The 20,552-nt window shown below is 61.6% G+C and carries 20 protein-coding genes; 7 read left to right on the top strand and 13 right to left on the bottom strand.

The features are described from left to right. Positions 1-75 precede the first annotated feature (75 nt). From CLU90_RS05610 to CLU90_RS05595, 4 genes are all read left to right on the top strand, one after another. Positions 76-1,674: an ABC-F family ATPase gene (locus tag CLU90_RS05610; RefSeq protein WP_034756044.1), complete on the top strand. Its 1,599-nt coding sequence runs from the start codon at positions 76-78 to the stop codon at positions 1,672-1,674. 211 nt (positions 1,675-1,885) lie between these two features. Further along, positions 1,886-3,019: a quinolinate synthase NadA gene (gene nadA / locus CLU90_RS05605; protein WP_034756048.1), complete on the top strand. Its 1,134-nt coding sequence runs from the start codon at positions 1,886-1,888 to the stop codon at positions 3,017-3,019. After that, positions 3,016-3,882, top strand: coding sequence for a carboxylating nicotinate-nucleotide diphosphorylase (nadC, locus tag CLU90_RS05600; RefSeq protein WP_092708674.1), 867 nt, complete (start codon positions 3,016-3,018; stop codon positions 3,880-3,882). The genes nadA and nadC overlap by 4 nt, the downstream gene beginning before the upstream one ends. Then, the gene (locus tag CLU90_RS05595; protein ID WP_100427402.1) at positions 3,882-4,640 is read left to right on the top strand and encodes a substrate-binding periplasmic protein; all 759 of its coding nucleotides are present in this window, start codon (positions 3,882-3,884) and stop codon (positions 4,638-4,640) included. The genes nadC and CLU90_RS05595 overlap by 1 nt, the downstream gene beginning before the upstream one ends. A 54-nt stretch (positions 4,641-4,694) precedes the next feature. Here CLU90_RS05595 and ypfJ read toward each other — a convergent pair whose 3' ends face one another. Continuing rightward, positions 4,695-5,585, bottom strand: a complete 891-nt coding sequence (gene ypfJ / locus CLU90_RS05590; protein WP_100427401.1) for a KPN_02809 family neutral zinc metallopeptidase — start codon at positions 5,583-5,585, stop codon at positions 4,695-4,697. 153 nt (positions 5,586-5,738) lie between these two features. On the opposite strand from ypfJ, the gene CLU90_RS29835 reads away from it, so the two are divergent. Then, positions 5,739-6,632, top strand: coding sequence for a GNAT family N-acetyltransferase (locus CLU90_RS29835; protein ID WP_100427400.1), 894 nt, complete (start codon positions 5,739-5,741; stop codon positions 6,630-6,632). Between the two features lie 9 nt (positions 6,633-6,641). On the opposite strand, the gene CLU90_RS05580 is transcribed toward CLU90_RS29835, so the two are convergent. Further along, positions 6,642-7,340 carry a DAPG hydrolase family protein gene (locus CLU90_RS05580; RefSeq protein ID WP_100427399.1) on the bottom strand — a complete coding sequence of 233 codons (699 nt, stop codon included), beginning with the start codon at positions 7,338-7,340 and terminating at the stop codon, positions 6,642-6,644. Between the two features lie 107 nt (positions 7,341-7,447). On the opposite strand from CLU90_RS05580, the gene CLU90_RS05575 reads away from it, so the two are divergent. Beyond that, a complete protein-coding gene (locus CLU90_RS05575) occupies positions 7,448-8,122 on the top strand; it encodes a TetR/AcrR family transcriptional regulator (protein ID WP_100427398.1) in 675 nt (224 codons plus the stop codon). Here the strand turns inward: CLU90_RS05575 and CLU90_RS05570 are convergent. The 7 genes from CLU90_RS05570 to CLU90_RS05540 all read right to left on the bottom strand — a co-directional run bounded on the left by CLU90_RS05570 (position 8,085) and on the right by CLU90_RS05540 (position 13,618). After that, on the bottom strand, positions 8,085-8,765 hold the full coding sequence (locus tag CLU90_RS05570; RefSeq protein ID WP_100427397.1) for a DNA alkylation repair protein: 681 nt from the start codon (positions 8,763-8,765) through the stop codon (positions 8,085-8,087). The genes CLU90_RS05575 and CLU90_RS05570 overlap by 38 nt on opposite strands. Before the next feature lie 182 nt (positions 8,766-8,947). Continuing rightward, positions 8,948-9,724: a peptidylprolyl isomerase gene (locus tag CLU90_RS05565; protein ID WP_034756072.1), complete on the bottom strand. Its 777-nt coding sequence runs from the start codon at positions 9,722-9,724 to the stop codon at positions 8,948-8,950. 111 nt (positions 9,725-9,835) lie between these two features. Further along, on the bottom strand, positions 9,836-10,615 hold the full coding sequence (locus CLU90_RS05560; RefSeq protein ID WP_070218374.1) for a peptidylprolyl isomerase: 780 nt from the start codon (positions 10,613-10,615) through the stop codon (positions 9,836-9,838). An 84-nt stretch (positions 10,616-10,699) separates the two neighbouring features. Continuing rightward, positions 10,700-10,987 (bottom strand): BolA family protein, encoded by a 288-nt coding sequence (locus CLU90_RS05555; RefSeq protein WP_035819127.1) that lies wholly within the window; start codon positions 10,985-10,987, stop codon positions 10,700-10,702. After that, on the bottom strand, positions 10,984-11,613 hold the full coding sequence (locus tag CLU90_RS05550) for a septation protein A (protein WP_100427396.1): 630 nt from the start codon (positions 11,611-11,613) through the stop codon (positions 10,984-10,986). Before CLU90_RS05550 ends, CLU90_RS05555 begins: the two co-directional genes overlap by 4 nt. A 76-nt stretch (positions 11,614-11,689) precedes the next feature. After that, positions 11,690-12,091 (bottom strand): peptide-methionine (R)-S-oxide reductase MsrB, encoded by a 402-nt coding sequence (msrB, locus tag CLU90_RS05545; protein WP_092708650.1) that lies wholly within the window; start codon positions 12,089-12,091, stop codon positions 11,690-11,692. Positions 12,092-12,100: 9 nt separating this feature from the next. Continuing rightward, the gene (locus CLU90_RS05540; protein ID WP_442906731.1) at positions 12,101-13,618 is read right to left on the bottom strand and encodes a protein adenylyltransferase SelO; all 1,518 of its coding nucleotides are present in this window, start codon (positions 13,616-13,618) and stop codon (positions 12,101-12,103) included. 186 nt (positions 13,619-13,804) lie between these two features. Here CLU90_RS05540 and CLU90_RS05535 point away from each other — a divergent pair, with 186 nt between their 5' ends. Then, a complete protein-coding gene (locus tag CLU90_RS05535) occupies positions 13,805-15,457 on the top strand; it encodes a 3-(methylthio)propionyl-CoA ligase (protein ID WP_100427395.1) in 1,653 nt (550 codons plus the stop codon). Positions 15,458-15,459: 2 nt separating this feature from the next. Here CLU90_RS05535 and CLU90_RS05530 read toward each other — a convergent pair whose 3' ends face one another. Genes CLU90_RS05530 through CLU90_RS05515 form a run of 4 tightly spaced genes read right to left on the bottom strand, consistent with a single transcriptional unit; the run spans position 15,460 to position 20,385 of the window. Continuing rightward, positions 15,460-16,986, bottom strand: coding sequence for a chemotaxis protein CheW (locus CLU90_RS05530; RefSeq protein WP_232731087.1), 1,527 nt, complete (start codon positions 16,984-16,986; stop codon positions 15,460-15,462). Then, positions 16,973-17,497 (bottom strand): chemotaxis protein CheD, encoded by a 525-nt coding sequence (locus tag CLU90_RS05525; protein WP_092708644.1) that lies wholly within the window; start codon positions 17,495-17,497, stop codon positions 16,973-16,975. Before CLU90_RS05525 ends, CLU90_RS05530 begins: the two co-directional genes overlap by 14 nt. Further along, positions 17,494-18,318: a CheR family methyltransferase gene (locus tag CLU90_RS05520; protein ID WP_092708641.1), complete on the bottom strand. Its 825-nt coding sequence runs from the start codon at positions 18,316-18,318 to the stop codon at positions 17,494-17,496. The genes CLU90_RS05525 and CLU90_RS05520 overlap by 4 nt, the downstream gene beginning before the upstream one ends. A 3-nt stretch (positions 18,319-18,321) precedes the next feature. Beyond that, on the bottom strand, positions 18,322-20,385 hold the full coding sequence (locus tag CLU90_RS05515) for a methyl-accepting chemotaxis protein (RefSeq protein WP_100427394.1): 2,064 nt from the start codon (positions 20,383-20,385) through the stop codon (positions 18,322-18,324). Positions 20,386-20,552: the final 167 nt, after the last annotated feature.

Genomic DNA, 20,552 nt, shown 5'->3' with positions numbered 1-20,552 from the left:
GAAGAGGGTGGGTGCTGTATAATGGGAGAAAAGTACTTAACTAGCTGTTTTAACTGAATAAAGACCCAATATCACATGCTATCTACAGCAAATATTACGATGCAGTTTGGCGCCAAGCCATTGTTTGAGAATATCTCCGTCAAGTTCGGCGACGGCAACCGCTATGGTTTGATCGGCGCGAACGGCTGCGGCAAGTCGACGTTCATGAAGATCCTGGGCGGCGATCTGGATCCTTCGGGCGGCAACGTCATGCTCGATACCAACGAACGCCTGGGCAAGCTGCGCCAGGATCAGTTCGCCTTTGAAGACATGCGCGTCCTCGACGTCGTCATGATGGGCCACACGGAAATGTGGGCCGCCATCCAGCAACGCGACGCGATCTACGCGAACCCGGAAGCGACGGACGACGACTACATGCAGGCGGCCGAGCTGGAAGGCAAAGTGTCCGAATACGACGGCTACACGGCCGAATCGCGCGCCGGCGAACTGCTGCTGGGCGCCGGTGTCGCCATCGACCTGCATCAAGGCCCGATGAGCAACGTCTCGCCAGGCTGGAAACTGCGCGTGCTGCTGGCGCAGGCGCTGTTCTCGAATCCGGACATCCTGCTGCTCGACGAGCCGACGAATAACCTGGACATCAACACGATTCGCTGGCTGGAAGACGTGCTCAACGAGCGCAACTCCACCATGATCATCATTTCCCATGATCGCCACTTCCTGAACCAGGTCTGCACCCACGTGGCCGACATGGACTATGGCACCCTGAAGATTTATCCAGGCAACTACGACGAATACATGTTCGCCTCGACCCAGGCGCGCAACCAGCAACTGGCCAACAACGCGAAAGCGAAAGACAAGGTTGCCGAGCTGCAGGAATTCGTGCGCCGCTTCGCCGCAAACAAATCGAAGGCCCGCCAGGCGACGTCGCGCGCCAAGCAGATCGAAAAGATCAAGGTCGACGACATCAAGCCATCGTCGCGCGCCTATCCGTTCGTGCGTTTCGACGGCGAAAAGAAATTGCACCGCCTGGCAGTGGAAGTCGAGAACATCTCGAAAGGTTTCGACCGCCAGCTGTTCAAGAACTTTTCCATCATGGTGGAAGCGGGCGAACGCATCGCCATCATCGGCGCCAACGGCGCCGGCAAGACCACCATGCTGCGCTGCATCGCGGGCGACATCGCCGGCCTGCAGCCGGACCAGGGCCGCGTGAAATGGGCGGAAAACGCCAACGTCGGCTACATGCCGCAAGATCCGACGGAAGATTTCGCCAAGGACACGAACCTGACCGACTGGATCGGCCAGTGGACGAAAGAGGGCGACGACGACCAGGCCGTGCGTTCCATCCTGGGCCGCTTGCTGTTCGGCGGCGACGATGTCAAGAAGGCCGTCAAGGTGTTGTCCGGTGGTGAAAAAGGCCGCATGATGTACGGCAAGCTGATGCTCGGCCGCCACAACGTGCTGATGCTCGATGAGCCGACCAACCACATGGACATGGAATCGATCGAGTCCTTGAACATCGCGCTGGAAAAATACGCGGGCACCCTGATCTTCGTGTCGCATGACCGCGAATTCGTTTCTTCGCTGGCCAACCGCATCATCGAGATCAAGGAAGATGAAGTGGTCGATTACCGTGGCAATTACGAGGATTACCTCAAGAGCCAGGGTATTGATTAATTTGTAGGGTAACGTTGCGTCGGATTACGCGCTGTGCGCTAATCCGACCTACGTCAGGGTGAGTTGGTCGCGTAGGTCGGATTAGCGCAGCGTAATCCGACATTACAACGTCATCCGCCAGCACCACACCGACGCGCCGCGGTTCATTCGTTCCGGCGCACCTGCTTCATTGCAATCGTGCCGGTCTATCCCGTTTTTGTTTGACACAGCCATGCAAACTTTAGCCATCAAATCCGTCGAGTACGAACATCCACAAGACGGAGCCAGCTGCACTGCCCACGCCTGGGCACGCACGCCAGCGACGCCGTCCCCGGCTGAAAAAGCCGAACTGATCACGCGCATCAAGCGCCTGCTGATCGAGCGCGAGGCCGTGCTCGTTGCCCACTATTACGTTGATGCCGACCTGCAAGACCTGGCCGAAGCCACGGGCGGCTGCGTCTCCGATTCCCTGGAAATGGCCCGCTTCGGGCGCGACCATCCGGCCAAGACCCTCGTCGTGGCCGGCGTGCGTTTCATGGGTGAAACGGCAAAGATCCTCAGTCCCGAGAAAACGGTATTAATGCCCGACCTCGACGCGACCTGTTCGCTCGACCTCGGCTGTCCGGTCGATGAATTCACGGCCTTCTGCGACGCGCATCCGGACCGCACGGTGGTGGTGTACGCCAACACCAGCGCGGCCGTCAAGGCGCGCGCGGACTGGATGGTGACCTCGTCCATCGGCCTCGACATCGTGGCCCACCTGCATGCGCAGGGCAAGAAAATCCTGTGGGCACCAGACAAGCACCTGGGTTCGTACATCCAGAAGCAGACGGGCGCCGACATGCTGCTGTGGCAGGGTAGCTGCCTCGTGCATGACGAGTTCAAGGGCATCGAACTCGATCTGCTCAAGGAAGAGTATCCGCAAGCCAAGGTGCTCGTGCACCCGGAGTCGCCCGCCAACGTGGTGGCGCTGGCCGACATGGTGGGTTCCACGTCGCAAATGATTGCGGCAGCGCAAACCATGGACACGGACACTTTTATTGTCGCCACCGACAACGGCATCCTGCACAAGATGCGCGCGGCCGCGCCGGGCAAACGCTTCATCGAAGCGCCCACGGCCGGCAACAGCGCCACCTGCAAGAGCTGCGCGCACTGCCCGTGGATGGCCATGAACGGCTTGCTGAACCTGGCGCAGACGCTGGAAAACATGCACAACGAAATCCACGTCGATCCTGCCGTCGGCCAGCTGGCCGTGCGCTCGATCAACCGCATGCTCGACTTCGCCGCCGCCAAGAAGGCGGGCCTCAAGCCGGGCGCGGACCTGGCTAAAGAAACCACATTGTTCCAAGGAATCGGTCCAGCATGAGTACCCTCGTTAATTCTTTCGCTCCTTTCGATCCGGCCCTGGCGCGCGCGTTCGAAGGCAATTTGCTGGCCGCCTTGCTGGAAGACGTGGGCCAGTGCGACCTGACGGGCGAGCTGGTGCCGCCCGACCACATCGTCACTGCCCGTGTGATCGTGCGCGAAGCAGCCGTGCTGTGCGGCGCGCCGTGGTTCGAAGGCATCATGAAAAGCCTGGATCGCAGCATCGACATTGCCTGGCATTACGCCGAAGGCGACATGATGACGGCCGACAGCGTCGTCTGCACGATCGAGGCGCCGGCGCGCGCCTTGCTCACGGCCGAGCGCAGCGCCCTCAATTTCCTGCAACTGCTATCCGCCGTGGCCACGGCCACGCGCCAGTATGTCGACGTGATCGCCGGCACCAAGGCGTCGATTCTGGACACGCGCAAGACCTTGCCGGGTCTGCGCCTGGCGCAAAAGTATGCGGTGCGCGTGGGTGGCGGCAAGAACCAGCGCCTTGCCCTGTACGACGGCATCCTGATCAAGGAAAACCATATCGCGGCGGCGGGCGGCGTCAGCCAGGCCCTGGAAAACGCGCGCAACCTCGACGCGGGCGTGCCCGTGCAAATCGAGGTGGAAACCCTGGCGCAATTGCGCGAAGCGCTCGATGCGGGTGCCGTCTCCGTCTTGCTCGATAACTTCAGCAACGACATGATGCGCGAAGCCGTGGCCTTGACACAGGGCCGCGCCTTGCTGGAAGCGTCGGGCGGCATCAATGTCGACACCGTGCGCGCCATCGCCGAAACGGGCGTGGACCGCATCTCGATCGGCAGCCTGACCAAGGATGTGCGGGCCACCGATTACTCCTTGCGCATCGTCGGCTGATGAAAAAAGCAGGGCGGCGCCTGCTGGCCCTGGCGCTGCTGTGGCCGGCATTTGCCGTGCCTCTGCAGGCACGCGAACTGCTGGCCGTGGGTGCGCAGTTCGAGCGCGTGTTCGAGTATCAGGATGGCGGCGAGTATGGCGGACTGGGCGCGGAACTGCTGCGCCTGATGGCCGCACGCACGGGTAACACCGTGCGTTTTCGCATGGTGCCGTGGGCGCGCGCGCAAGCCATGCTGGTGCAGGGCCAGGCCGATATCCTGATCGGCCCCTACAAGACGCCCGATCGCATTGCCAGCATGGCGTTTTCCGACAAGCCGTTTTACCAGGACCAGATGGTCTTTTATACGCGCCAGAACGCCAGCCTCAGCTGGGACGGCGACTACGCGGTGCTGAAGAACCGCAGGGTGGTGCTGCTCAATGGCTGGGCGTATGGCGCGGAATGGGAGCGCGTACGGCCCGGCTTGCAGGTCAGCGTGGCCAACAATGTGGAAAATGGCTTGAAGATGCTGGTGCACAATCACGTCGACGTGTTCGTCAGCAACCGCCGCAATACCGATCCCGTCATCGCCCGCCTCGGTTATGGGCGCCAGGTAAAACCCCTGCCCAGAATCATCGAACTGCAAAACGGCTATTTTGCCTTTCCCCGCTCGCCCACTTTCGACAAGCTGCGCCTGCAGTTCGACCAGGAATTGAACAGCCTGATCGACAGCGGTGAACTGAAAAAGCTGGGCAAGCGCTACGACGTCGCCGTGCCCTGATGGATGCGCATGCCGGCCCGCAGGGCGGCATGCGTTGGTGCCCGAGGGTGCCCTTTACAACTGGCGTGCCTCGAACGTATTGCACTGGGCAATCTGGCCGCTCTCGATGCCCTTGGTAAACCAGCGTACGCGCTGCTCCGAGGTGCCGTGCGTAAACGAGTCGGGCACGACATGGCCTTGCGACTGGCGCTGCAGCGCGTCGTCACCGATGGCCGTGGCCGCTTTCAGCGCCGCTTCCACGTCGCCCTGTTCGAGGATCTTGCGGTCCTGGTTCGCGTGATAGGCCCACACGCCGGCAAAGCAGTCGGCCTGCAATTCCAGGCGCACGGACATGGCGTTGGCCTGGCGTTCTGAGGCAGTGCGGCGCGCATTGTCGACCTTCTCGGACAAGCCCATCAGGTTTTGCACGTGGTGGCCCACTTCATGCGCGATGACGTACGCTTCGGCAAACTCGCCCGACACCTTGAAGCGCTGCTGCATCAGGTTGAAGAAATCGAGGTCCAGGTAGACTTTCTGGTCGCCTGGGCAATAGAAGGGGCCGCTGGCGCTCTGGCCCGTGCCGCAGGCGGTCGGCGTGCTGCCCGAGAAAAGCACCAGCTTGGGTTTTACGTAGCTGCCGCCTTCGGCCTTGAACAGGGCGCCCCACGTGTCTTCCGTATCGGCCAGCACGGTTTTCACGAAGCGGGCCATCTCGTCCGATTCGGGCGGCTGGCGCGCCGGGGCCTGGCTTTGCTGGGTGCTGACCTGGCCGCCGCCGCTGAGCAGGTTCAGCAAGGTCAGGGGATTGACGCCCAGCACATACGAGCCGACGAGGGCGATGACGATGGTGCCGATACCGATCGAGCGCCCGCCAAAACCAAAGCCGCCCCCGCCGCCGCCCCCACCGCCATCTTCGCCACGGCGATCTTCCACATTGTCGCTTTCGCGATTGCCTTCCCATTTCATGATATTTACTCCTGCTGCGATTTGCGATTGATTGGTGACGTCTGAATATGTTTCTTGCGACGAATCTTGTTATTATCGCAGTAAACTGCGCCGCGACAGGGGTGACAATGTTACCCTTTGCAACTTTCCACCCACTCCACAACAGGTACACGCATGGCGCTTGCCAACGATACACTCATTTCGCCAACGGCGGTGGTCCAGGCGCAACTGGACGCCTATAACGCGCACGACGTGCCGGCCTTGCTGGCCATCTATGCCGATGACGCACAGCAATTCCAGCACCCCGATACCTTGTTGGCGCAGGGCGGCGCGCAGATCGGTCCCCGTTTTACGGCCCGTTTCGCCGCCAGCCGGCCCCGGGCGCAGTTGCTCAACCGCATAGCCTGCGGCAAGCTGGTGATCGACCATGAAATCGTCCATGGCGACACGGACGATGGCGTGTCGGCACAGGAACTGGTGGCGACGTATGAAGTGGAGCAGGACCGCATCAGCCGTGCCTGGTTCAGCTTCGGCTCATTGACACGCCTGCGCGTGGCGCTGCCGGCCGACGTGCCTGCCATGAATGCGCTGATCGCCCGCTCCGGCGTGGCGCTGAGTGCGGGGTTTTACACGCGGGAACAGGCCGAAGCCGTGACGCGCCACGTGTTCGGCGTCGATACGCAGCTCGTTGCCGACCGGACGTATTTCGTGATCGAACGCGACGGCGCCATGCTCGCTTGCGGCGGCTGGAGCCAGCGCGCCACCCTGTATGGCGCCGACCGCGCCAAGAGCGGGCCGGACCCGCTGCTCGATCCGGCCAGCCAGCCGGGCCGCATCCGCGCCTTCTTTGTCGAGCCAAGCGCCGCCCGCCAGGGCCTGGGCAGCATGCTGATGCGCCATTGCGAACGCCAGGCCCTGGCCGCCGGCTTTACCGCCCTGGAACTGGCCGCCACCTTGCCCGGCGTGCCGTTGTACCTGGCCAGCGGCTTTGCCGTGACGGAAGAGTTTCATCTCGACTTGCCTGATGACATCAAGCTGCCGCTGGCGCGCATGCACAAGCGGTTGTAAAACCATGTTTTACCAGGGCAGCGGCGCCTTTTCCCCATTGGCGTGCTCGCCGTAGTACAGCGACGGTAAAAAGCGCGAAAGATAGGTAAATTCACTGTAGCAATGGCGCAGCAAATTCAGGCCCAGCACATCGGGCACGTCGCGCACGGGGTTCAGGCTATTGCGGCCCAGCAAGAAGCGGCTGCGCAGCACGCAGCCCGTGGGCGTGTCGCGCGTCAGGTGCAGCATTTCGCCATCGAGCGGGTCGCCGTGCGGGTCCATCTGCACGTGCTCGCCAAAACCGATGCGCGCGCAAATGGCGGCCGACAGGGCGCCGCTCTCCTTGGCCTGCTGCAGTTGCGCCGGATCAAACACGTCTTTCGGGTCATGGAACTTCAGCTTGGCTTTTACGGGCGGAATGTCGCCCAGGGATTCCACGGCCTCGATCGAGGCGCCATAGTAACTCTCTCCCTTTTTCCACGCGCTGTTCCAGCCGTGATGGGCCACGTGGTCGTGCGGATGCCACCATTTGATGTGCTGCGTCGTCTCGAAAAACGTAAACCACCAGTCCAGCATGCGCCCGCTGCAGCCGTGCAGTTCCGTGCGCGCCGCCACCAGCAGGCAACCGTCTTCCAGGCGCGTAATGCCGGTTTCCAGGGGCAGGGGAAACGGGTCGAGCAAGTCGCCCGTGCTGGTGATGTTCCATGGGAATTCCATATGCTGCGTCATGTCGTTCTCCTTTGTTGGGGTGGGCCAATTATATATTAAAGAAACGTATGACGTTTCCTAAATATGTTTCAGTGTAAAATTATCCATCGATCAAGTTTGGAGCCGGCATGCAGGAAGAAGAAAGCAAGGCTGTGCGTGGACGGGGCCGTCCGGCGCGCCCGCCCGAGGAAGCGCGCGAGGCGGCTGTGCAAGCGGCCACCTGGCTGCTGCTGCACGAAGGCTATGCGGCCACGACCATGGAAGCGGTGGCGCGCCACGCGGGCATGGCCAAGAAGTCGCTGTATCACTATGCGGCCAACCGCGAGGAACTGGTGGCCCTCGTGGTGCGCGGCTGGACGGATGCGTTCCTGCCGGCCATGGCGCACGATGCGGCCGCACCTGGCGACGTCTTGCCAATGTTAAAAGAGATATTGCAGGCGATGGTGGCACGCGTGCTGACGATGGATGCCGTAGGGCTGTTCCGCCTGCTGTGCACGGAGTTTCCCGCACGCGCGGACTTGCTGGCCGTGTATCAACGCAATGGCATCGAGCGGGGCACGGCCCTGGTGGCGGAATGGCTGGGCCGCCAGGCCGCGCGCGGCCACATCAAGGTCGGCAACGCGCCTGAACTGGCCGGCTTGCTGCTGGCCATGGTGATCGCCGAGCCGCTGCGCCAGATGGCGCTGGGGCTGCTGGCGCCCGTACCGGCCTGGGATGCCGGTGCCCGCATCGATGCGGCGCTGCGCCTGCTGGGCGGATCGTCGTTCAGCTTGGCTGGTGCTTCAGCGCTTCGCGGTAGCTGAGGGGAGAGAGCCGCTGGCGGTGCTGCGTGGCAAAAGCCAGCACGGCAGCAGGCGCGTGGCGCGCGTAATCGCGCAAGGCCCAGCCGATGGCCTTGCGGATGAAAAACTCGTTTTCGTGGGCCAGCGCCAGCGCCGCGTCAAATAACCAGGCGCCATCCGTGTCGGCGCGCCAGCCCAGCTGGTGCAGCAGGGCGATGCGGCGCAGCCAGAAGTCTTGGTGGCGCAGCGCGTCATCCATGTGCGCATGGCCGTCGCCGCCGCGCTGGTGCTCCGCCTGCAGCACCTCGCCGACGATGCCCGCCATGCCGTCGACGCTGTCCCACCACGCGCGCTGGCGCGCCAACGCCAGCAGGGCGGGAATGTGCCCGATGTTCAGCTGGCGCCGGTGCAGCGCCAGCATGTCGAGCGCCACATGCTGGTATTCGCGCTGCGGCTGCTGCCACAGCAATTGCGCGTGTTCCAGCAAGGTCGCGGCATCGATGCCCTTCAGGCCCGCCAGCAAGCCCCTGGCGGCCAGCCGCCGCTGCGGCGCTGCCACGCCCAGGAAAACGAACCGGTCGCGCATATAGGCCTGCATGGGCGCTACACGGCCCGGTTCGGCAATCGCTTCCAGTGCGGCTTTCAATTCTGCATGTAGATCCATTCCATCTCGCATTCTTCAGGCGTAAAAAAAGCGCTCCAATGAGCGCTTTATATCCGGGCAGAATGCCCGATAAAACCGTAGCGAGCGGAAGTGAATTGTGGCCGAGAAGCGCAACCGTACTCTAGTACGGTGAGCATCGCAGGCCGCAAGTCACGACGCGCAGTAGGTTTGATCGGGTATTCTTATTGGATTTTGGCTTTTTTCATCAACTCATCGCGGTAGGCGGCGAGTTTCTTCTGTTGCAGCGACTCGGCTACCTGGCCCTTGACTTCTTCCAGTGCCGGCAGTTTCGTCGGACGGGTTTCTTCCAGCTTGATCACGTGGAAGCCGAATTGCGATTGCACCGGCGTTTGCGTGACCTGGCCTGGTTTCAGGGCAACCATGGCGTCGGAGAACGGTTTCACGTACGAAGCAGGGCTAGCCCAATCCAGGTCGCCGCCATTGGCTGCGGAACCGTCTTTCGATACTTTGGCCAGTTCTTCGAACTTGGCGCCGCCTTTCAGCTTGGCGATGATGTCTTTCGCTTCCGCTTCGGTGGCGACCAGGATGTGGCGTGCATGGTATTCCTTGTCGCCCGCTTGTGCCTTGAACTTGTCGTACTCGGCCTTGATTTCAGCATCCTTGACGGGGTTCTTCTTGACGTAGTCGGCCAGCAGGGCGTTGATGATGATGCTTTGACGGGCATTGTCGATCTGCGACTTGACTTCCGGACGCGTGCCGTAGCCTTGCTTGTCGGCTTCCTGGATCAGCACTTCGCGGCCGATCAGGTCTTTCTTGATGGCTTCGCGCAATTGCGGCGAATCGGCTTGCTTGCCTTGGGCGACGACTTGCTTGACGACCTGGTCGACGCGCGACGATGGGATGGCCTTGCCATTCACGGTGGCGACGTTTTGCGCGAACGCAGGGATCGCTACGACGGCGACCAGGGCTAAGATCAGGCGGGCTGGCTTCAAAATCATGTTCATTCCTAATAAATATACTAAAAATCGATATGCGCGACTGTCGCGCAGTGCGCATTCAGGCGCAGAATACACGACCGGCGCCGAAAAGGGCGCCGGGGAGGTCAGTTCTTACTGAACTTTCGCTTTTTTGATCATTTCTTCCTGATACGCTTGCAGTTTCTTTTGCTGCAGCGCTTCGGCGATCTGTGGCTTGACTTCTTCCAGGGTCGGCAGTTTTGCCGCGCGGGTGTCGTCCAGCTTGATCACGTGGAAACCGTTAGGCGTTTGCACCGGGGTGTCGGTGACCTGGCCTTTTTGCAGTTTCACGAAGGCGTCCGAGAACACTTTCGGGAACGACGATGGGGCTGCCCAGTCCAGATCGCCGCCGTTGTCGGCCGAACCGGTATCTTTCGATTGCTTGGCCAGGTCTTCGAACTTGGCGCCGCCTTTCAGCTTGGCGATGATGTCTTTCGCTTCCGCTTCGGTGCCGACCAGGATGTGGCGCACGTGGTATTCCTTGTCGCCGGTCTGGGCCACGAAACGGTCGTATTCGGCCTTGATTTCAGCGTCGTTGACCGGGTTCTTTTTCAGGTAGTCGCCGACCAGGGCGTTGATGACGATGGCCTGGCGTGCATTCTCGATTTGCTGCTTGACTGCTGCATCTTTACCGAAACCTTTGTTTTCCGCTTCTTGCATCAGCACTTCACGGCCGATCAAGTCTTTCTTGATCATTTCGCGCAGTTGCGGCGAATCCGGTTGCTGGCCTTGGGCGACGACTTGCTTGACGACTGCATCAACGCGCGACGATGGGATAGGCTTGCCATTGACGACGGCAACATTTTGCGCAAAAACAGGTACCGCGACAACGGCGAGTAGTGCGATCAGCAAGCGGGCTGGCTTAAAAGTCATTATTAAATCCTGTTAGGGAAAGTTTCGTAAAAAACGCATGGAAAGAAATTGACAACATGGCTCGGGTACGCCAAAACGCCATCCTTACACTACTTCGGATGGCGCCAGGGCCACAATCGCCAATGCATGTATCTCATTATGCATCATATCGTGCACGGAATCATACACCAGTCGATGACGCATGACGAGCCTGAGCCCCTCAAATTGACTAGAAATAATCCGCAGATTGTAATGGCCTCCGCCCGAGGCGGCGCCCGCATGGCCCCGGTGGCGCGCCGAGTCGTCTTCCAGCACGCATTCCAGAGGGGAAAGTGCCGTTTCCAGGCGGGTACGAATGCGTTCCATGCGCGTTGTCGTGTCGTTCGTCATCATGCGTCTTCCTTGATATGTTTGGCCAGGAACAGGGTTTGCGCCACGATGAAGGCAAAGAAGATGCCCGTCGCGCCAAACGCTTTGAAACTGACCCAGGCAGCCATGTCGCCCTTGTACAGCACGAAGGCCACGAACAGGTTCAGCGCGCCGATGGCGCCAAAGAAGATGATCCACGCGGCCAGCAACTGGTTCCACACGGCATCGGGCAATTGCACTTGCGCTTCCATGGTCTTGCGGATCAGGTTTTTCTTGAAACCCACGTGGGCGATCAGGAGGGCCAGGCCGGACAGCCAGTAGATCAGGGTCGGCTTCCATTTCAGGAAGAAATCGTCATGCAGGTAAATGCTGGCGCCGCCAAACACGACAAAGATGAACAGCGACAGCCACAGCATGCCGTCGACCTTGCGTCCGCGCAGCAGCAGATAGCTGACTTGGCAAGCCGTGGCGACGATGCCGACGAGGGTGGCAAGTATCCACGGCGCCTGGTCGGCCTTGATCAGGCCGCCTGACACGAAGCCGGACAGATATTGCTGCACGAAATCGTGCGTGGCCGCTTCATACATGCCGCCCAGTTTGAAGGCGGCGAAGAAGGCGAGCAGGGGGAATATGTCGAATAGAAATTTCATGGCGAGACTTTACACGGGTCTTGTTACATTCATCTTAGGAATGGCTTAGGAGCAATGTCCCAAGCCATTGCCAGCATCAAGGCTGGGGATCGAAGCGCAGCGATGCCGAATTGATGCAATAGCGCAAGCCGGTCGGCGGCGGGCCGTCCGGGAAGACGTGGCCCAGGTGGGCGTCGCAGACGGCGCAGATAATTTCCGTGCGCACCATGCCGTGGCTGCGGTCGACAATCTCCGTCACGTTGGCCGGGTCGAGGGCCTGGAAATAGCTGGGCCAGCCGCAGCCCGAGTCGAACTTGGTGTCCGAAGCGAACAGGGGCGTGTTGCAGCAGACGCAGGTGTAGACGCCATGTTCATGGTGATCCCAGAACTTGCCCGTGAAGGCCCGTTCCGTGGCCGCGTGGCGCGTGACTTCGTATTGCATCGAGTCGAGCATGGCGCGCCATTCGGCGTCGGTTTTCTTGACTTTATTCGTGGTCATAATGACTCCTCAGGATGAGCAACTGACTTCAAGGTGGCTGGCCCAGTCGGGCGGCAGGGCCGCATAGTGCTGGTGTTCGGGCTGTTCGTCAAATGGCTTTTGCAAAACTGCCAGCAATGTCGCCACTTCCGTGTAGTCCTGCTGCTGGGCTTTTTCGATGGCCACTTGCGCCAGGTAATTGCGCAGCACGTATTTCGGGTTGACCTGGTTCATGGCCGCTTGCCGTTCGGCATCGACGCTGTGCTCCTGCCGCAGGCGCGCGCGGTATTGTGCCGCCCACGTATCGAAGGCGGGGCGGTCGATGAACATGTCGCGCAGCATGGTGTCGTGCTCGGGCGCGGCCACTTGCAGCGTCGACAGGGCGCGGAAAAAGCTCGTGAAATCCACGTGATTGGCTTCCATCAGCGCAAACATGCTGTCGAACAGCGCCGTGTCCTCGTCTTGCACTGCGCGCAAGCCCAGCTTGGCGCGCAGCAAGGCATTCATCTTCTCCGCAAAGGCCGGCTGGTAACTGTCCAGCGCCGCCTGCGCTTCGCTGACCTCCCCGATCAGGGGCAGCAGGGCCTGGCCCAGCGCATAGCAGTTCCAGTGGCCCACCTGCGGCTGGTTGGCATAGGAATAGCGGCCCTGCTGGTCCGTATGGTTGCAGATGTGCTCGGCGTCGAACGCTTCCATGAAGCCGTAGGGGCCGTAATCGAGCGTCAGGCCCAGAATCGACATATTGTCCGTATTCATGACGCCATGCATGAAGCCGACGGCTTGCCACTGCGCAATCATGTGCGCCGTGCGCACGCACACCTCGGCCAGCAGGGCCTGGTATGGATTTGCTGCGGCGCGCAAGTGGGGGTAGAAGCCGTCGATGACGTAGTCGGCCAGGATTTTCAGCTCGTCCGGCTGCTTGCGGTAAAACCAGTGCTCGAACGAGCCGAAACGCACGAAAGTGGGCGCCATGCGCGTCACGACGGCCGCCGTCTCCACGGTTTCGCGCATGATGCCTTGCTGCGAACCCATGATGGACAGCGCGCGCGACGTGGGGATGCCCAGCGCCGCCATCGCTTCCGAGCACAGGAATTCACGGATGGACGAGCGCAGCACGGCGCGGCCGTCGCCCATGCGCGAATACGGCGTGGCGCCCGCGCCTTTCAGCTGCAGCTCCATCGGACCATCGGCTGTGGCGATATTGCCCAGCAGGATGGCGCGGCCGTCGCCCAGCTGGCCGGCCCAGACGCCGAACTGGTGGCCCGAATACACGGCCGACAACGGTTGCGAGCGCTCTGCCACGGCATTGCCGCTCAGCAGCGCCACATAGTCGGGCTCGGCCAGGCGCGCCGCATCGAGGCCGATGAGGACTGCGGCTGGCGCGCTGGCGGCCACGAAATACGGGGCGGGCAGGGGCGTGGGCATCAAGCGCGTATAGAAAGCGGGCGGCAAGGCCGCAAAGGCGTTATCCAGTGGTAAGGTATGAGCGGTGATGGCAATTCCATTCAAAGTAGATATGGCGGCAAGTGCGCCAGCCTGGAATGCGATTTTACCGCACAGCGCCAAGGCGTGTGGCGGGCGCGCTGGCGGGTGTTCGCACAGCAAGAAACGGAATCGAAAATTCCATGCTGCATCGCAATATCGAAATGCGTTGACGATTTCCGCACGACCGTACGAAACTAAAGAAAGTCTTTGAATTCCAACAATAAGCCAGTATCCACCCCAGGAGAGACGATGTCGGCATTTCCCTTGAGTCCAGTGATGGGCCAGATGATGAATCAGCCCCTGCTGATTTCCACCATTATCGAGTTTGCAGCGCGTCATTATGGGGGCAGCGAAATCATTTCGCGGCGCGTGGAAGGCGATATGCACCGCTACACCTACCGCGATTGCCACCAGCGCGCGCGGCGCCTGGCGAACGCCTTGCACGGCCTCGGTGTCGGCATGGGCGACCGCGTCGCCACCCTGGCCTGGAACGGTTATCGGCATCTGGAAGCGTATTACGCCGTGTCCGGCTCGGGCGCCGTGCTGCACACGATCAACCCGCGTTTGTTTCCCGACCAGATCGCCTATATCTCGAATCACGCGGAAGACCAGGTTTTATTGTTCGATTTGACCTTTTTGCCCGTGGTCGAGAAAATCGCCGCCGACTGCACCTTCGTGCGCCACTTCGTGCTGATGTGCGACCGCGAACGCATGCCCGCCAGCAGCACCATTCCCGATCTGCTGTGCTATGAAGACTTGATCGCCACGCATGCCGACGATTACGCCTGGCCCCTGTTCGACGAGAACGCGGCCGCCACCCTGTGCTACACGTCGGGCACGACGGGCAATCCCAAGGGCGCCCTGTATTCGCACCGCTCGACCGTGCTGCACGCATATGCGTCGGCCATGCCCAGCGCCCTGAACGTGCGCGCCTCCGACACGGTCTTGCCCGTCGTGCCCATGTTCCACGTGAATGCCTGGGGCTTGCCGTATTCCGTGCCCCTGTCCGGCGCGCGCATGGTGTTTCCCGGCGCGGCGCTGGACGGCAAGTCGCTGTACGAACTGTTCGAGGCGGAAAAAGTGACGTTCTCGGCCGGCGTACCCACCGTCTGGCTGGGCCTGCTCAATCATGCCGTGCAAAACAATCTGAAATTTTCCACCTTCCGCCGCACCGTGATCGGCGGCGCGGCGTGCCCGCCAGCCATGATGGATACCCTGATCGACCAGTTCGACGTGGAAGTCATCCACGCCTGGGGCATGACGGAAATGTCGCCGCTGGGCACGACGGGCGGCTTGCAGACCCGGCACCTGGACTTGCCGAAAGAGGCGCAGCGCAAGATCCTGCAAAAGCAGGGCCATGCGATCTACGGCGTGGACATGAAGATCGTCGACGACGACGGCAAGGAATTGCCGTGGGATGGCGTGGCCTACGGCCATCTGCTGGTGAAAGGGCCGTGGATCATTTCTTCGTACTATAAGAACGAGGGCGGCGACGTGCTGCAGGACGGCTGGTTCCCCACAGGCGACGTGGCCACCATCGACGCGGACGGCTACATGCAGATCACGGACCGCAGCAAGGACGTGATCAAGTCGGGCGGCGAGTGGATCGGCACGATCGACCTGGAAAACCTGGCCATGGCCCACCCGGCCGTGCTGCAGGCGGCCTGCATCGGCGTGTTCCACCCGAAATGGGACGAGCGCCCCGTGCTCGTCGTCGTGCTGCGTCCCGGCATGGCGGTCACGCGCGAAGCGTTATTGCAATTTTTTGAAGGCAAGATCGCCAAGTGGTGGACGCCCGACGACGTGCTCTTCATCGATGCCTTGCCCATGGGCGCCACGGGCAAGATCCAGAAGAACAAGCTGCGCGAGCAGTTCAAGGGGCATCAGTTGCCCGGCATGTAGCGCTACGCCGCCTGCGGCAGCGCCGCCCCCAGTTTTTCCAGCAGATGGTCGCACTGGAAGACGGACAGGGTCTGGCGCTGCGCATCCGTGCCGATGTCGATCATCTCATCCATTTCGCTGCGCAAGTCCTCATGCTCTCCCGTGCGGATGATTTGCGGCGCCGCGAAGCGCTGGCTGTCGGAGATGGTCATGATGTTGTCGACGTGATCGACGAGAAAGCCATAGCGCTCGGTACCCCGTTCCACGATCAGAATCTTGCCGGTGTTCGCATCTGCCATGGGGGGCATCGCGTACAACTGGCGCAAATCGATGATGCTGATCATTTGCTGGCGCAGGTTGAGCAAGCCGCGCATGCAGGCCGGCATGCCGGGCGGCGTCGTGATGGCGCCGCTGAAATCGATGATTTCACGCACTTGCCCGATTTCCACGGCGAAGCGGGTTTCTACGGTGAACGTGATGTAGACGCGGCGCTGCGCCTTGCGCGTGGCGGCCGTGTTCGCTTCTGCATCGGCCGGATACAGACGCGCGTGGCCGTCGCGCATCTCGACGATCTCGGCCTGTGACAGGATGCCCTTGTGGTCGAGGAAAATGATGTCGCCCAGGCCCTCTTTCGTGATGCAGCCGGCAAACATGGCGGCGCGTGCCTTGCTCAGCAGGGGAATCGGCAGCACCTCGTCGCCAAAGAAATGCACGATGCTGTCGACGGAGTCGACGAGGAAGCCCACGGTCGTGTCCTCAAGGCGCACGACGATGATGCGCTGGTCGCCTGTCGCCGCCGTGCCGGACGCGGGCGCCTGCAGCAGGGCGCCGAAGTCGACGACGGCCACCTGGCTGCCGCGAAAATGCATGCGCCCCAGGCACAGCTCGCTGTTCAGCAGGGAGCTGTGCAGTTCCGGCACCCGGATGATTTCCTGAATGGCCAGCATTTCAAAGGCAAACGTGGCGCCTGCCGCGTGGAAGCTGACGCACTGGCGGCGTTCGCTTTGCGCGTGGTAGCGGGCCGTGCTCAGCTTGGCGCCCGTCGCCTGCAGGGCCAGCACATGGGGCACGTTTTCAATACGCAGCAGGGCGTGCGGGTCGAGTACCTGCAGCAGGCGCGCGCCGCCTTCGAGCAGGATGGTGCCGGCGATCACGGCGTGGCTGTCGCCGGCCGCATATTGCAGGGCGCTGCGGGCACTGGCGGGCACGCGCAGGATTTCGCCCGTATCCTGGAAGACGATGCCGATCAGCACTTGCTGGAAATCGAGGATGGCGATCTTGTCCGTGGCCACGGCGCGCGGCGCATCGGCGCGGAACAAGCGGCCCAGGTTGACCACCGGAATGACGCTGCCGCGCAAGGTGAACATGCCTTCCAGATACGCGGGCGACAGGGGCAGGGCCGTGACTTTCGCGGGGTAGTTCACCACTTCGCGGATGCAGCTGGCGGGCAGGGCGAATTCATCGTCTCCCAGGTGGAAGGAGCCGAACAGTTCGTTGGCCGTGTCGCCGCTGGCCTGCGCTTGCAAGCCCGTCGCTTCATGCATATCCATATGCGCCTTCCTTGCGTGGAATCAATTCGGGTTGTGTCACCACATCGGTGACGGCGTAGCTGCGGCTGGCGCAATCGATCAGCAACTGGCGCCCGTGGCGGCCGCCCAGCGCGCAAAAGCTGACATGCAAGCCGCACTGGTCCAGGTATTTTTGCGCCGCTTCCGCGTTTTGGCGACCTATCTGCAGCCGGCCGTTGCGCGGACCAAACATGCTGGCGCCGCCCGCCAGCACCACGTCGATATCGGCGTAATCGGCCTGGCGCACGCCCATCAGGCGCAGCAGCGAAGGCACGGCCTGGCTCACATAGCGAGCGCCAAGGGCGTTGTCGGCACCGGGCGCTTCCGGCAACAAACAGTGGGCCAGGCCGCAGCATGGGCCATTCTTCCAGATGAAGCCGATGCCGATGCAGGAGCCGAGCAAGGCTTGCAGCTGCTCGCCATGCGTGCCCACGCTCAGTTGGCCCATGCCGACATGGTGCGGCGGCAGGCCATGGTCGATGATGATGCTCATGCGGTACCCGCCTTGTAAATCATGGGAAACTCGAATTGGTAGCCGGTACCGAGGCGGGCGATGGTTTCCGATTCGCCCAGGATCAGCCGGCCTTCATCCTTGAGGCTCAGGCGCGCCTGGCGCAGCACGGTTTCCTGGTGCTCGGCGTCGAAATAAATGAGCACATTGCGCAGGAAGACCAGGTCGAACTGCCGCGCCGGACGCAGCGCTTCGAGCAAATTATGCTGGGCAAAGCTGACGTGTTGCCGCAATTCCTCGTTGACCTGGACGCCAGACGGCGCGGGCGTGAAATATTTGCGCAGCAAGTCCGGGTGCGACAAGCGGATGCGCTCGACGGAGCGCCCGCTGTACTGGCCCGCGCGCGCCGCGCCCAGGATCTGCTGCGAAATGTCGCTGGCCAGGATCTGGTAGCGGAAAGACGGCGTTTGCAGCTTGAATTGCTCGCACAGCATGGCGATCGAATACAGCTCCTCGCCGCTGGCGGCCGCCGCCGACCAGATGGCCAGGCAATCGCCCGGATGGGCGCGGGCCCAGGCGGGCAGGTAGCGGTCGCGGAAGTAATCCCAGACCTGCGGCGTGCGGAAGAACAGGGTGTCGTTGGTGGTCACCAGGTCGATGAAATGGGGTACCTCATCGCGGTCGCTGGCCACGCGCTCCAGGTAAGCCTGGTAGCTGTGCAGGGACAGCGCCTGCAGCCGTGGCTGCAAACGCCGTTCCAGCAGGATGCTCTTGCGCGCCGTCATGGCGATGCCCGTATGCTGGCGCACCAGCGCGATCAGGGTCGTCAGCACCTCGGGCGTCAAGGTGGCCGCGTGGCTCATCGCTTACACCACGAAGCCGGAGACAGTCTGGTTCAGGCTGCCAGCTCGCTCGTTCAAGCCATCCGTCGAGCGGGCGATGCTGTCGCAATTGGCGGCCGATTTTTCCGTTTCCTCGGCGATGTACTGGATCGCCGTCGACACTTCGCGCGCCGTCAGCAGCTGCTCGTTGGCCGCCTTCGAGATATCGGAGATGGCCACGGTGGTCTTCGCCACGCCCGAGACGATCTTGTCGAAGGCGTCGCTGGCCTGGCGCGAAATCTCGCTGCCCGTCGACACGCGCTTGACGGATTCGTTGATCAGCTTGGAAATTTCCTTGGTTGCCTGCGAGGAGCGCTCGGCCAGCTTGCGCACCTCGTCGGCGACGACGGAAAAGCCCAGGCCGTGCTCGCCCGCGCGCGCCGCCTCGATGGCCGCGTTGAAGGCCAGCATATTCGTCTGGTTGGCGATCTCGCTGATGACCTTGACGATTTCGCCGATGTCTTCCGACGAGCGGTTGATCAAGTCCATCGCCTCGATCGACTTGGCGACGGCGCGCGCGCCTGCTTCCGCCTCCTGCTGCGTGGCTTTCGCCAGCGAATCGGCATTCGAGGTGTTTTCCGCGATGGAATTGATGGAAAAGGTCAGGCCGTCGATGGACGCGTTCATTTCTTCCACCGTGGCGCCCAGCGCCTGCGTGCCCACGGCCACGCCCGAAGCCCGTTCGGCGATGGCGTTCGACGCGTCGGCAAAGCCGTTGGCCGCCGATACCACATTGCCGATCACGCCGCGCAAGTCGACGATCATCTTGCTGATGCCGCCGGCCAGCAAGTCGATCGGCTCGCCGCCTTCGGGCACGATATTGCAGGTCAGGTCCCCTTGCGCCGCGCGCGCCACCGAGTCGAGCAGGGCATCGACCTTGCGGCTGTCGCTGGATGCCTTGGCCTGGATGCTGTTTTCCAGGTTCACCTGGTCCGTAATGTCGATGGCGAACTTGACCACTTTGTAGGGCTTGCCGTTCAGATCCAGGATGGGGTTGTAGGTAGCCTGTATCCACACCACCTTGCCATGGTTGCCCAGGCGTTTGTAGCGGCCCGCGTCGAATTCGCCCCGGTTGAGCTTTTGCCAGAATTTCTTGTACTCGGCGCTGCCAGCATACTCGGGCTCGCAGAACATGCGGTGGTGCTCGTCCTGGATATCGCTCAAGTCGTAGTCCATGACGGCGAGGAAATTGTCGTTCGCGTCCAGCACCTTGCCCTGCATGTCGAATTCGATCACGGCCTGCGCCTTGCCGATGGCGCTGACCTTGCCTTCGTATTCGGCATTGCGCTTTTTCAGGGCCGTGATGTCGCTGGCGAACTTGACCACTTTGAAGGGCCGGCCTTCCGCGTCCAAAATCGGGTTGTACGAGGCATTGAGCCAGATTTCGCGGCCATCCTTGGTCATGCGCTTGTATTCGCCCGCGTCGAACTCGCCACGGCCCAGCTTTTGCCAGAACTGCGTGTATTGCTCGCTCCTGGCGTACTCGGGTTCGCAAAACATGCGGTGGTGCTTGCCTTCGATCTCGTCGAGCGTGTAGCCGACGGACTTGAGGAAGTTGTCGTTGGCGCGGATGATGGTGCCGTCGAGCTGAAACTCGATCACGGCCTGGGTCTTGCTGATGGCGTCGATTTTGCCTTCGTAATCGGCATTGCGGCGCTTGCCGGCCGTGATGTCGGTGGCGAACTTGATGACTTTATACGGCTTGCCGTCCGCGTCGAGGATGGGGTTGTAGGAAGCGTTGATCCACACTTCGCGGCCATCCCTGGCGCGGCGCTTGTATTCGCCCTGGTCGAATTCGCCCCGCGCCAGCTTGGCCCAGAAGTTGGCGTATTCGGCCGTTTTGACATACTCGGGGTCGCAGAAGATGGCATGGTGCTTGCCTTGTACTTCGGCCAGGCTATAGCCGACGACGCGCAGGAAATTGTCGTTCGCATGCAGGATGGTGCCGTCGAGTTCGAATTCGATGACGGCCTGGACACGGTTCAATGCAGTATTTATCGCTTGTAAGTCCAGATCCTGCGAGTGGCTGACATGGCTGGCTGCGTCCATAGTATTTCCTTCGGGGTGAGAAGAGGAATGGGGGGCAATAAGGCTGCTGTTATTATTTTTTCTGCTATCGGTTTAAGGCAGGGATTAAGGCGGCGATGTTATTGCATCGCCAGCATTTGGTGATAATCGGTGAGAATGTGCGCGATCAATGACCGCCAGAGTTTGCC

The organism is Janthinobacterium sp. 67 (assembly GCF_002797895.1).
GTDB lineage: Bacteria > Pseudomonadota > Gammaproteobacteria > Burkholderiales > Burkholderiaceae_D > Janthinobacterium.
The sequence above is the reverse complement of the archived record's forward strand: the minus strand, read 5'-3'. Positions and strand labels throughout refer to the sequence as shown.